Origin of the sequence: Pseudonocardia sp. CA-142604, assembly GCF_050948475.1 — a bacterium.
In the GTDB taxonomy this organism is placed as follows: Bacteria; Actinomycetota; Actinomycetes; order Mycobacteriales; family Pseudonocardiaceae; genus Pseudonocardia; species Pseudonocardia alaniniphila.
On sequence record NZ_CP192045.1, the window covers coordinates 8,539,806 to 8,552,379 of the forward strand.

A 12,574-nucleotide genomic window follows, 5' to 3' on the forward strand; every position below is an offset into this window, starting at 1 on the left:
AGTGCGGCGATGCGGGGCCCCGGTGGCGCATCCGGGTCGATCCGTATGGGCCGTCCCGTCCGATGCGTGCATCACGTCCCCCGTACCGTAGTGACACGGTTTCACGTGCTCGTCACCTGTGGGCCAGGAGACGGGCTCTTGCCGTTCATCGTCCGAATGCCCGGTGATGGCCTCTCGCCTCGCCGGACGTACGGACAGGACGGCCCCGCACGACGACGGCGAACGCCGAACGCGAACAGGGGCGACGATGGGCGTACGGAAGCGGAGCGAAGTCCTCCGGGCCAGGATCGCTACGGCCCGCGCCCTCCTACGCTGGGCGAAGGACCTGCCACCCCGGATGGATGCGCTCGAACGGCACCTCGGGGCCATCGACGCCGAGCTGCACGCCCACCGCAACGACACCGGGGATGTGCAGTCCCGGCTCGCGCAGGTGCTCGCGGCGGTCGGCGAGTCCCGGGAAGGGGTCGTCGAGCTGCGCGACTCCGTCGACGTCGCCGCCCGCCGCACCGCCTTCCGGCGCAGGCCCACCCGCGTGCTGTTCCTCGTGCACGTCTTCGGCGCCTGGGACTCCTACCACGCGCTCGTCGAAGCGATGGCCGCCAGCAAGGACTTCGAGCCGATCGTCGCGTCCATCCCCCGCCGGTTCGCCGGATCGGACGGACTGGTGGGCGAGGAGGACGTGCACCGCGGCCTCACCTCTCGGGGCGTGCCTCATCTCCGCTTCGCCGACGGCGCCCCTCGTGACGTCCTCCGGCTGATCAAGGCGATCGACCCCGACGTGATCTTCCGGCAGTCCCAGTGGGACGCCGACATCCCCGACGAGCTGGGCACCGAGCGGCTCGGCTTCGCTCGCACCTGCCTCGTCCCCTACGAGACGATGAACATCGTCGTCAACGTCCCGGACCACCGGGAATCCAACACCGCCGTCGACAGCGGGTACCACCGCGCGGCCTGGCTGGTCTTCTGCACCAACGAGATGATGCTCGAGACGGCCGTCCGCGACGGGGCGCGCGGCGGGGCGCAGTTCCGCGTGGTCGGCCACCCCAAGGCCGACCACCTGCGGACAGCACCGCCGGACTGGCCCGTGTACGGCACGGCGGGCGGCGTCGCTCGGCCCGGCCGCATCGTCTGGTCCGCGCACCACACCATCGCGCAGGGCTGGACGGATTTCGGCGCTTTCCACCTCATGCGCGACGACATGCTCGCGTGGGCCAAGCACTGCGCCGACACGCAGTTCGTGTTCATGCCACACCCGGCGCTGCTGCCGTTCTTCGACTCGGACGCCTCCCCCGTCAGCCGCTCCGAGTTCGACGCCTGGATGCGGGAGTGGACCGCACTGCCCAACACCGCGGTGCTGTCCGAGGCGGACTACGCCCCGACCCTCGCCGCTTCCGACGTCATGGTGACCGACGGGTTGTCGATGCTGGTGGAGTATCAGCTCTTCGACAAGCCGGTGATCTTCTTCGAGCGCGAGGGGCACCGTCCCTTCAACGCCATCGGCAAGCAGGTCGTCAGGGGCGTGCACAGGGCGCACACCGTGGAGGAGGTGCGCGAGCTGGCCGAGAAGTTCGTCGGCGGCACGCCCGACCCTCTGCGGTTCCGTCAGCGGGACAACATGCACAAGCTGTTCGGCGACGGCGGCAGTGTCGAGCGGATCCTTACCGCGCTGCGGCAGGAGATCGCACGGGAGCGGGGCGAGATGGGCTCCGAGCCCGCAGGCCGGCCCGGACGACGGCCGTCCGCCCGTCAGGAGGGCAACCGCGCGATGCGGAACCGGCGGCCCGCCGGGCTCGAACGCGCAGGTGAGCCACCGGCCCGGGACTGACCACTCGCCCTGGTCGCGGTGGGCACCGGACCGGCGGCAGTCCGGAGGTCAGGTCGGGCGCCGAGCCCGGTCCAGGGCGTCGAGGAGAAGGTCGAGCCCGAACTCGAACTCGTCGCCGTAGTCGTAGCCGGGCCGAAGGACGTGCTCGACGGTCATCTCCGTGAGGTGGGGATGCTCCTCGGCGGAGAGACGCGCGAGGATCAGCTGCGCGACATCCGTCGTCTCCTCCGCCGTGTCGAACGGCAGGCTCGTCTCCTGCAGGGCGAAGCCGTAGATGTAGCTGTCCAGGGCGGAGAACGTGTGGGCGGCCATCACGATCGAGAAGCCGGCCCGGCGCAACGTGCCGATCACCGCGTCGTGGTGGCTCAGCGTGGCCGGACCGGGCGACTTTCGCGACGCCATCAACCCGGTCGCCCACGGGTGCCGCGACAAGACCTCTCTGGCCGAGATCGCCCGCATGCGCATGGCCGTGCGCCATTCGGTGCCGGACGGCAGCTCGATCTCGCCGAAGACGCTGTCGACCATGCCGTCGAGCAGGTCGTCCTTGTTGGCCACGTGGTTGTACAGCGACATCGCCTCGACCCCGAGCTTCACACCGAGCTTTCGCATGGTGAGTGACGTGAGCCCGTTCTCGTCGGCGAAGGCGATGGCGGCCTGCACCACCCGGGCCCGGTCCAAGGAGGCCCTGGATGACGGTTCGCCCACTTCGCACCTTTCGTCTTGACCAGACTTACGACGTAAGTGTAATACTTACGCCGTAAGTCGAGACCGAGGGGGTATGTGATGGCAACCGAACCGGCCGGCTCACCGACGCCGCCCCGGGACGTGACGGCCAGGGCGAGCGCGATGCGGGCGATGGTTCAGGACACGTACGGCGAGGCCGAGGACGTCCTGCGGCTCGAGGAGATCGACCGGCCGGAGATCGGGGACGACGAGGTTCTGCTCCGCGTGCACGCCGCAGGTGTGGACCGGGGCGTCTGGCACCTCACGACCGGCCTGCCCTACCCGGTGCGCTTCGCGGGATACGGAGTCCGGACACCGAGAACCCGCGTGCGTGGGCGGGAGGTCGCGGGCCGCGTCGAAGCGGTCGGCGAGCGTGTGACCGGGCTGCGGCCGGGCGACGAGGTGTTCGGCATCGGCAACGGCACGTTCGCCGAATACGCCTCGGCCAGGCAGGACCTGCTCGCACCCAAGCCGACGAACCTCACCTTCGCGCAGGCGGCTGCCGTCCCCGTCTCGGCCCTCACCGCCCTACAGGGTCTGCGCGACCACGGACGGGCCCAGCCCGGACAGAAGGTGCTGGTCATCGGCGCGTCCGGAGGTGTCGGGTCGTTCGCCGTGCAGCTCGCCAAGGCCTTCGGGGCGGAGGTCACCGGCGTGTGCAGCACGGCGAAGACCGACATGGTGCAGTCCATCGGCGCGGACCACGTCATCGACTACACCCGAGCCGACATCGCGGACGACGGGCAGCGCTACGACGTCATCCTCGACACCGGAGGGCACCGGTCGCTCTCGCATCTCCGGCATGCCCTCACCCATCGGGGGACGCTCGTGATCGTCGGGTCCGAGACGGGCGGCCGGTGGCTCGGAGGCACCGACCGTCAGCTCCGAGCCCTCCTGCTGTCGCCGTTCGTCGGTCAGAAGCTCGGCACCTTCATGGCTGCGGAGAACGCGAAGGACCTGATCGTTCTCACCGAGCTCATCGAGTCCGGGGCGGTGACACCAGTTGTGGACAGGACGTACCCGCTCCACGAGACCGCCGCAGCCATCCGGTACATGACCGATGGTCGCGCCCGCGGAAAGGTCGTCGTCACGATCTGACGCGTCGCCTCCCCTGATCGGCCGCGATGGTCCACCATGCTGCCGTGCTCATCACCATCGCAGGCGTCCCCGCGCATCCGCTCCTCGTCCACGCCGTGGTGGTCCTCATCCCGCTCGCCGCGCTCGGCGCCGTCTGCCTCGCGGTGCGACCCGCGTGGATCCGGCCGTACGGGCTGCTCGTCGCAGCCGGAGCGCTGGCGGGAGCCGTGGCGGCGACGTTGGCGAAGCTTGCCGGCGACCAGCTCGAGGCAGCGATCGACGTCACCGCGGAGTTCGCGCCGGTGATCGCACAGCATGGGCAGTTCGGTCTGTTCACGATGGTGGCGGCGTGGCCGTTCGCGGTGCTCGCGATCGTGGTGGCCGCGCTCAGCCGCCGGCCGAGTGGCTCGGGCATCCGGCTCGTCGGGGCACTGTCCGCGGTCTCGGGCCTGGTCGCGATCACCTTCACGGTTCTCGCCGGGCACTCGGGCTCGGACGCCGTGTGGGGATATGTCGCGGGGTAGGCGGTTCTGGATCGTTGGACGAACAGGCCCCGAGTAGGGTCACCGCATGCTCCGCCGCGCTCGGGGGATCGTGCGATCCCTGGCCATGTACCACGGAGTGCCGGGCAGGCACCGACGGATGGTGCAGTTCTACAGCGAGTTCCTCGGACCGGGGGACGTCGGATTCGACATCGGCGCCCACGTGGGGAGCCGGGTGCGCGCGTGGCGGAAGCTCGGAGCGCGGGTGATCGCCGTGGAGCCGCAGCCCGACTGCCTGCGCGTCCTGCGTCTCTTCTTCGGCCGCGACCGAAGGGTCACCATCCTGCCGGAGGCTGTCGGCGCGCGGGCCGGACGGGCACGGCTGGGCATCTCCACCGCCACCCCGACGGTCTCGTCGATGTCACCGGACTGGATCGAGTCGGTCACCGCCGACCAGAGCTTCTCCTGGGTGAAGTGGGACCGCTCCGTCGAGGTGGACGTCGCCACCCTCGACGACCTCATCGCGGCGCACGGCGAGCCGGCCTTCTGCAAGATCGATGTCGAGGGCTTCGAGGTGGAGGTGCTGGCGGGCCTCACGCGGCCGCTGCGCGCGCTGTCCTTCGAGTACCTGCCGCCCGCGCACGACGCCGCCCTCACCGCTCTGGACCTCGTCGAACGGCTCGGTGCACCGGCAGGCGGCTACGAGTACAACTACTCGCCGATCGAGACCATGCGGTTCGCAGGCGACAGCTGGCTCGACGCAGCCGGGCTGGTGCAACTGCTGGAGCGCTACCGGCCGCTGGGCCGCTCCGGCGACGTCTACGCCCGCCTGACCCGGCCCCGCGAGGCCGGGACAGCGGCGGGCTGAGTCGTCAGCTTTCGGCCCGCACGCCCTTGTCGAGGGGACACGGGTCGTTGAAGGCCAGCAGCAGCGGCACCCGGCCGCTGGTGTCGATCCGGCAGATCGCGGCGTCACCGAGGAACATCCGCCAGCCCACCTCGTCGCCCACCCCCAGCGCCCAGGTGACGGCCGCCTTGATCGGGGAGACGTGGCTGACCACCACCACGTCACCGCTCGCGGCGTCGTCGGCCAGTTCGGCGCAGGCCTCGTGCACCCGGGTGCAGACGTCCGCGAGGGACTCGCCACCGGCAGGCACGAAGTCGGGGTCCTGCCGCCACGTCCACCACGACCGCTCGTCGAGCGCAGTGGCGGGCCGGCCGTCCAGGTCGCCGTAGTCCATCTCGATCCACCGCGCGTCGACCTCCACGTCCCCGGCGTCCGTGGCGCCGGGCGCGGTGCCTGCGAGCACGGCGGCGGTGTCACGCGCACGCCGGAGCGGGCTGGAGACGATGCGACTGGCCCGGGGAAGTGCCTCGGCCAGTGCCTGCGCCTGGCGATACCCGGATTCGTTCAGCGGCGGATCGGCCCGGCCGAGGAGCAGCCCACGAGCGTTGGCCTCCGTCTGTCCGTGCCGGACAAGGATCAGCACGCCCGCCACATTAGTCGGCTGGGCGTCCTTTTCGGCACAGGTGTCACCTGCGGGTGCGGCAGGAGTCACCTCCGCACGCCGGCGGAGCCGCCTGCTGATCGGGTCGCGCAGCAGCAGCACTCCGACGCCCGGAAGGCACGCGATCAGGCTGAGCACCCCGTACACGACCGCGACGGTGAGCCCTTGCGCGGCGGTGAACCCCACTGCCCCGAAGGCGACCGCGCTGACGGCCTCCCGCGGCCCCCAGCCGCCGATGTTGAGCGGCAGGGCCATGGCGAGCAGCGCCACCATCAGCAGGGGAAGCAGCTGGCCGATCGTGGCCTCGGATCCCGCAACCCGGGCCGCGACCACGAAGAGCACGAGGTAGCCGACCAGCGCCGCCGCCGAGAGCAGGAGCACCCCGGGCAAGGTGCCCCGGGAGAGCAGTCCGGCGCGGGTGTCCGCGCGGGCTGTGCGCAGTGCTGCGCGGATTCGCGGCACACGCGCCGCGCAGATCCCGAGCACGACGACGACGGCGAGGGCAGCGAGCAGCCCCGCGACGAGCCCGAACCCAGGGGCCATGCGTTCGACCACGGCCGCGAGCAGGGTCGGCTGGGCGAGCAGCACACCGGCGCCGACGACGAGCAGAACCACCTGACCGGCCGACCGTTCCAGCACCACCGCACGGACACCACGCCCGACGTCGCCCGACTGGCGGCCGTGGCTCACCGCGCGGTGGACGTCACCGAGCACACCCGCGGGGAGCACCGAGTTGAGGAACACGGCCCGATAGCAGTCCGCGACCGCCGTGGCCAAGGGCAGCCGCATGCCGAGACCACGCACCACCAGACACCAGCGCCACGCGCTGAACACCGTGGTCAGCAGGCCGATCCCGAGCGCGGCGAGCACCGCACCGGGCCCGATCGACCGCAGCCCGTCGAGGACGGAGGCGGTGCCGAGGCGCACGACGAGAGCGGCCAGGATGCCGACGCCGACGAGCACCCGCAGATATCGCCAGAGCTTGTGCATCACGACCTGCCTGACGGGATCGCGAGCACGTCGACGTGGCCGACCTCGACGCTCAGCTCACCGGATGCGCAGGAGTCGAGCCTGCGACGCAGGTAGGCCGCAGCGTGCTGCACGAGGCCCTGCTCCTGCTCGCAGGCAGCGCTGATCCACCCCCGCAGCCACTCCTCCAGCAGCTCGGCGCCACCGGCTCGGCCGGCACCCAGACGCCACGGGCTGAGCCGGCTCGCAACGGTGGCGCCCCGCTTCTCGAAGGCATCGACGGCGGCCTGACCCGCGTCCGGCCCCAGCAGGCGCCTACCGCCCTCCGAGCGCCGTTGGTGGGCGTCGAAGGCAGCCGCGAACTCGGCGTCGAGCGGATCGGACGGAACGAACTCGACCCGCCCCATGACAGTGAGCGTCAGCAGCGCGGGGCATCCGGCCTCGACACACGTGGCGGCGAGCGCGTCCATCTCCTCGGACGTGAGCAGGTCCAGCACGGCGGACGTGGTGACGAGCGACGTCCCCGCGAGCTCCGCGGCCCGCAGGCCGGTGAAGTCGCCCTGCTGCGTCCGCACCCTGACCGGAGCGCCGTCTGCGGCCCCGCTCGGCATGTCCGCGGCTGCGCGGGCGAGCAGCACGGGGTCGCGGTCGCGCAGGACCCACAGCTGCGGACCGGGTAGGCGCCCAGCGAGCCAACGGCCCATCGAGCCGGTGCCACACCCGAGGTCGGTGATGATCGCCTCGCCACCCGCCGCGACGGTGGTCTCCAAGTGGGAGCGGAGCCGCTCGACCAGCTCGGACGAACGGGCGTCGGCGTCGGCGCCTTCGCGCAACGTCAGCCAGTCGGGGGCGCACACGGGTGATCCGGGAACGCTCAGCCGCGCGTCCCACTCAGCTGCTCCAGCACTACGGCCAGACATCGTGACGTCACCTCCCATCCGTCGAGCGTGCTTCGCCGTTCACGAGCGGAGCGGCGTAATGCATCCCGCAGCGCCGGCTCGCCGAACCATCGCCGCAGCGCACCGGCGAGCGCCGGGACGTCGTCGGGGGTAACCAGGATTCCCGGCACTGATGCGTCCGGGGCGCAGCCGAGGGTCTCGGGCACTCCTCCGGTGGACGCCGCGAGCACGGGAATCCCCCGGGCGAGCGCCTCGGTCACGACCATCCCGTAGGACTCGACGCGGGACGGCAGCACCAGGAGGTCGGCGCGGGCGTAGTCGGTGGCGATCTCCGTGCCGGTGCGCGGGCCGGTGAGCCGGACCCGCTCACCGAGCCCGTGACCGTCGATGGCGCCGCGGAGTGCAGCGACGAACGCCGGGTCGCGGCGCAGCGGCCCGGCCAGGTCGCAGCTCCACGACAGGTCGGCGACGGAGGCGAGGGCGTCGACGAGCACGTCCTGGCCCTTGGTCGGCGTGACCGACCCGACGCAGAGCAGGCGGCTCGCGCTGTCCGTGCCCGGGGCGAGCGGCGCGGGATCCGTGCCCGGGGCGGCCACGTGCACCCGATCCGCGGGGAGCTCGTGCTGCGCGACGATCCGGCGGGCCGCCCACGGGCTGGTGGCGACAACGGCGCTCGCGGCGTGCAGGGTCTCCCGCTCGAGGGCAGCCAGTTCCGCCGCCGACGCGGGTTCCGCCCCGACCTCGTCGCCGAGAGGCAGGTGCACCAGGACGACGAGCGCCAGCCGCCGGGCCTGCGGGACGACGACGTCCGGGACGCCGCAGGCCACGAGCCCGTCGATGAGCACGACTGCGCCGTCGGGCACCGCGGAGAGAGTGCGGGCCAGCGCCGCCCGCGCAGCATCGTCGGGCCGGGGCCACCCGCCGGCGACGGCAACCTCCTGCACCTGCCAGCCCGCGGCCGGCAGGCCGCCGCAGACGCGGCGGTCGTAGGCGTTGCCACCGCTCGGCACGGCGACGTCGTCGATGTCACTCGGAACGACGACGTGCACGGGGCGCAGGGCCGTGCGGCCCCCGGTCGTCACAGCGATCGCTCGTAGCTCGCCCAGGCGACGTGCGACTCGTGCAGCACCACGCTGATCCCGGCGAGGCCGCGGGCACCCTCCCCCAGAGCGCCGTCGTGCACCCGCTCGGCCAGCCGATCGGCGATGACCTTGGCGAGGAACTCCGTGGACGTGTTGACGCCGGCGAACGCGGGCTCGTCGTCGAGGTTGCGGTAGTTCAGGTCGGCCAGGACCGCGCCGAGCTCGTTGGTGGCCAGCCCGATGTCGACGACGATGTTGTCGTCGTCGAGATCGCGCCGGCGGAAGGTTGCGTCCACCACGTACGTCGCGCCGTGCAGGCGCTGTGCAGGGCCGAAGACCTCGCCCTGGAAGCTGTGAGCGATCATGACGTGATCGCGAACGGTGATGCCGAACAAGACCGAACCTCCCAGAAATGCCTAGTCGTGCTCATAGACGACACGGACGCAGAGCCCGGGGAGTTCACCGCCGGCAAGACCGGACATCAGCCGGGGCAGATCCTCGAAGGGCCTCTCGTCCGTGACGAGCGTGTCGAACACCGGGTCCGCGAGCAGGCGCAGTGCCAGCTCGAGCCGGTCTCCGAAGCTGCGGCGCGCACGCCGTGCGGGCGCGACCGCCCCCACCTGGCTGCTGCGTATCACCAGCCGGCGTGGGTGGAAGAACTCACCGAGCGGCACGCGCACCGGCCGGTCGCCGTACCAGCTCATCTCGATGACCTCGCCCTCGTCGGCGAGCAGTTCGAGTGACCGCGTGAGCCCGGCCTCCGTGGCGCTGGCGTGCACCACCAGGTCGCAGTCCCCCGCAGCCTTCTCCGGTGTGGCGAACCCGACCCCGAGTGCCTCGGCGACGGCGGCACGCGCGGGGTCGACGTCGACCAGTTCGACCCTGACGCCCGGGAAGCGCCCGAGCAGCGTGGCCACGCTGCAGCCGACCATCCCGGCCCCGACGACGGCGATCCGGTCGCCGACGAGAGGAGCCGCATCCCACAGCGCGTTCACCGCGGTCTCGAGCGTGCCGGCGAGCACTGCCCGTTTGGGTGGAACGTCGTCGGGTACAGCGGTCACGGAGGCGGCGGGCACCACATATCGGGTCTGATGGGGATAGAGACAGAACACCGTGCGACCCAGCAGTGCAGGTGGCCCGTGCTCGACCATCCCCACGTTCAGATAGCCGTACTTGACCGGCGCGGGGAACTCACCGTCCTGGAAGGGGGCCCGCATCGCCGCGAACTGGCTCTCCGGCACACCACCGCGGAACACGAGTGTCTCGGTGCCGCGACTCACCCCCGAGTACAACGTGCGGACCTCCACGTCGTCGGGTCCGGGCGGGGGCACCTCGATCGAGCGAATCTCACCCTCGCCCGGGGCGCGAAGCCAAAAGGCGCGCGCTATGCGATCCACGCATCCCTCCAATTGGTGATGAACCCCCACCGCGTGGGATCCGTGCTGAGAGGTGTGTACACAGGCTCGATGACGACCGTAGCCCGGCCGCAGACCACCCAGCAGCAGGCCGTGGCGGCAGGCGCGCATGTCGTTCTACTCGTCACGTTGTCGGCGTGCGTCGGCCTCGGCCCGACCGGTCTGGCCGCCGGTTTCGCGTACATCGTGGGGCTATGCGGGCTCCTGACCGGCGCAGTTCGCCGGGCCGAGGCCACCAGGCTCGGTCCGGCCGATCTCGTCACACTGACGAGGGCGGTGCTCGTCGGGGCCGTCACCGCGATCGTCGCGGATGCGTTGTTCCGGAGCAGCCACACGCCTGTGGCGCTCCTCGTCGTCCTGGCTGCCGTCGCACTGGCTCTCGACGCGGTCGACGGCCAGGTCGCCCGGCGCAGCGGTACGGTCTCCGCGCTGGGCGCCCGCTTCGACATGGAGGTCGATGCATTCCTCGTCCTCGTGCTGAGCGTGTACGTCGCCACGCTCATGGGGCCGTGGGTGCTCGCCATCGGCGTCATGCGCTATGCATTCGTCGCGGCGAGCTGGATGGCGCCGTGGATGCGGTCGGCTCTGCCCACGAGGTACTCCGCCAAGACCGTGGCCGCGTGGCAGGGAATCGCCCTCGTCGTGGCCGCGAGCCAGGTCCTGCTGCTCCCGCTCGCCATCGTGGTGGTGGCGTCTGCGCTGGCGTCGCTGGTCTGGTCCTTCGGGCGGGACGTGGTGTGGCTGTGGCGTCACGCCGACGTCCCCCAGGTACCGGAGCCGCGACGCGAATCGGTCTGACCCACACGTGTACAGAAGGAAAGTTCATTGCCCGACGACCTGACATCGGATGACGACCCCGCAGGGTCTCCTGTACGCGACGACGGCGGAGCGGACGAGGCCGGCAGTCGCCAGGGGGAAGCGGCACCAGCAGCCGGGCGTCGCGGCGGTGGCCGCCGGGCGGTGGCGGGAGCACTCACCGGCCTGGCCGCCGTGCTCGTGTTCGCCGCCCTCGTCGTCCCGAACCAGCTCGGTGGCCTCACACCCGGCTCGTTCGTGCGCATCCCGGTGGAGGCACTCGTCGGTGTCGCTCTTCTCCTCGTCCTGCCGGCGCGGGTTCGGCGGCCGATAGCAGCGCTCGCCGGCGTCGCCCTCGGCCTGCTGACCATCCTGAAGATCATCGACATGGGGTTCAACGCGGTGCTCGCCCGGCCGTTCAACCCCGTGATCGACTGGCCACTGGTCGGCGCGGGGCTCGACTTCGTCAAGGGCTCGCTCGGTGAGATCGGCGCGGTCGGCACCGTGGCGGCAGCCGTTGTTCTCGCGGTCGCCCTGCTCGTCCTCATGACGACGGCCGTGCTGCGCCTGTCCGGGCTCGTGGCGCGGCGCAAGATCATCGCAGCCCGCACCGTCACGGTGTTCGCCGCAGCGTGGATCACTTGCGCCCTGCTCGGCACGCAGATCGTCCCGGGCGTACCGCTCGCCGGCACGAGCGCCACGGCCCTCGCCTACGACCATGCCGTCGAGGTGCGGGCGGGCCTGCTCGACCAGCAGGCGTTCGCCGAGCAGGTGGCCGCCGACCCCTTCCGGAACACCCCGCCCGACCAGCTTCTGACGGCGCTGCGCGGCAAGAACGTGCTGTTCGCCTTCGTCGAGAGCTACGGGCGCAGCGCCGTGGAGGACCCTGCTCTCGCGCCGCAGGTCGACGCCGTGCTCGACGACGGCACCCGCAGGCTCGCGGCGGCCGGGTTCAGCGCCCGCAGCGCCTTCCTCACCTCGTCGACGTCGGGCGGATCCAGCTGGCTCGCCCACGCCACGTTCCTGTCCGGCCTGTGGGTGGACAACCAGCAGCGCTACGACACCCTCATCTCGAGCGACCGCCTGACCCTCACCAGTGCCTTCCAGCGCGCGAACTGGCGCACCGTCGCCGTCATGCCGGGCACCACCGGTGACTGGCCGGAGGGGAAGTTCTACGGCCACGAAGAGGTGTACGACTTCCCGAAGCTCGCCTACCACGGCCCCGACCTCGGCTGGGCCACCGTGCCCGACCAGTACACCCTCGCGGCACTGCAACGCTCGGAGCTCGCGAAGCCGGGCCACCCGCCGGTGATGGCGGAGATCGCCACCGTCTCCAGCCACGCACCCTGGCCGTTCATCCCGCCGGTGATCGACTGGGACAAGGTAGGCGACGGCTCGGTCTACACGGCGCTGGCCGCGGGCGCCGGACCACGCGACGCCGTGTGGGCGAAGGGCACCGACGCCGTGCGCGCCGCGTACCGGCAGTCGATCGAGTACTCGATCAACACCCTCGTCTCCTACCTGGAGAAGTACGGGGACGACAACACGGTGCTCGTCTTCCTCGGCGACCATCAGCCCCTCTCGCTCGTCACCGGGGAGGGTGCGAGCCACGACGTCCCGATCACGATCGTCGCCCGGGACAAGACCGTGATGGACCGGATCTCCGGATGGGGCTGGCAGGACGGCCTGAAGCCAGGCCCACAGGCTCCGGTCTGGCGCATGGACTCCTTCCGCGACCGGTTCCTCACCGCCTTCGGACCGCAGGAAGCGCGCATTCACTGACGGAGCCCCGCCGCACT

General features: G+C 71.4%; 12 protein-coding genes. 6 read left to right on the forward strand and 6 right to left on the reverse strand.

Annotated features, from left to right (window positions below):
• The first annotated feature begins 337 nt into the window (after positions 1-337).
• Positions 338-1,825 carry a hypothetical protein gene (locus tag ACQPZQ_RS38670; protein ID WP_433289366.1) on the forward strand — a complete coding sequence of 496 codons (1,488 nt, stop codon included), beginning with the start codon at positions 338-340 and terminating at the stop codon, positions 1,823-1,825.
• A 48-nt stretch (positions 1,826-1,873) separates the two neighbouring features.
• Here ACQPZQ_RS38670 and ACQPZQ_RS38675 read toward each other — a convergent pair whose 3' ends face one another.
• Positions 1,874-2,530: a TetR/AcrR family transcriptional regulator C-terminal domain-containing protein gene (locus ACQPZQ_RS38675; protein WP_433289368.1), complete on the reverse strand. Its 657-nt coding sequence runs from the start codon at positions 2,528-2,530 to the stop codon at positions 1,874-1,876.
• A 141-nt stretch (positions 2,531-2,671) separates the two neighbouring features.
• Between ACQPZQ_RS38675 and ACQPZQ_RS38680 the strand changes: the two genes are divergently transcribed.
• From ACQPZQ_RS38680 to ACQPZQ_RS38690, 3 genes are read left to right on the forward strand one after another with little or no spacing between them, the layout of a single operon-like run.
• Positions 2,672-3,646, forward strand: coding sequence for an NAD(P)-dependent alcohol dehydrogenase (locus ACQPZQ_RS38680; protein ID WP_433299569.1), 975 nt, complete (start codon positions 2,672-2,674; stop codon positions 3,644-3,646).
• Positions 3,647-3,690: 44 nt separating this feature from the next.
• A complete protein-coding gene (locus tag ACQPZQ_RS38685; protein ID WP_433289370.1) occupies positions 3,691-4,149 on the forward strand; it encodes a DUF2231 domain-containing protein in 459 nt (152 codons plus the stop codon).
• Positions 4,150-4,195: 46 nt separating this feature from the next.
• Positions 4,196-4,975: an FkbM family methyltransferase gene (locus ACQPZQ_RS38690; RefSeq protein WP_433289372.1), complete on the forward strand. Its 780-nt coding sequence runs from the start codon at positions 4,196-4,198 to the stop codon at positions 4,973-4,975.
• Between the two features lie 4 nt (positions 4,976-4,979).
• On the opposite strand, the gene ACQPZQ_RS38695 is transcribed toward ACQPZQ_RS38690, so the two are convergent.
• The 5 genes from ACQPZQ_RS38695 to ACQPZQ_RS38715 are packed head-to-tail and all read right to left on the reverse strand — an operon-like array spanning position 4,980 to position 9,953.
• Positions 4,980-6,605: a histidine phosphatase family protein gene (locus ACQPZQ_RS38695; protein ID WP_433289374.1), complete on the reverse strand. Its 1,626-nt coding sequence runs from the start codon at positions 6,603-6,605 to the stop codon at positions 4,980-4,982.
• Entirely contained in the window at positions 6,605-7,441 is an 837-nt protein-coding gene (locus tag ACQPZQ_RS38700) for a class I SAM-dependent methyltransferase (RefSeq protein ID WP_433289376.1), read from the reverse strand. Before ACQPZQ_RS38700 ends, ACQPZQ_RS38695 begins: the two co-directional genes overlap by 1 nt.
• 17 nt (positions 7,442-7,458) lie before the next feature.
• Positions 7,459-8,541, reverse strand: coding sequence for a glycosyltransferase family 4 protein (locus ACQPZQ_RS38705; protein WP_433299571.1), 1,083 nt, complete (start codon positions 8,539-8,541; stop codon positions 7,459-7,461).
• A 20-nt stretch (positions 8,542-8,561) separates the two neighbouring features.
• Positions 8,562-8,960: a 6-pyruvoyl trahydropterin synthase family protein gene (locus ACQPZQ_RS38710; protein WP_433289378.1), complete on the reverse strand. Its 399-nt coding sequence runs from the start codon at positions 8,958-8,960 to the stop codon at positions 8,562-8,564.
• Between the two features lie 21 nt (positions 8,961-8,981).
• Positions 8,982-9,953: a zinc-dependent alcohol dehydrogenase gene (locus ACQPZQ_RS38715; RefSeq protein ID WP_433299573.1), complete on the reverse strand. Its 972-nt coding sequence runs from the start codon at positions 9,951-9,953 to the stop codon at positions 8,982-8,984.
• A 78-nt stretch (positions 9,954-10,031) separates the two neighbouring features.
• Here ACQPZQ_RS38715 and ACQPZQ_RS38720 point away from each other — a divergent pair, with 78 nt between their 5' ends.
• Positions 10,032-10,778, forward strand: a complete 747-nt coding sequence (locus ACQPZQ_RS38720; RefSeq protein ID WP_433289380.1) for a CDP-alcohol phosphatidyltransferase family protein — start codon at positions 10,032-10,034, stop codon at positions 10,776-10,778.
• 27 nt (positions 10,779-10,805) lie between these two features.
• A complete protein-coding gene (locus tag ACQPZQ_RS38725) occupies positions 10,806-12,557 on the forward strand; it encodes a sulfatase-like hydrolase/transferase (RefSeq protein WP_433289382.1) in 1,752 nt (583 codons plus the stop codon).
• Positions 12,558-12,574 lie beyond the last annotated feature (17 nt).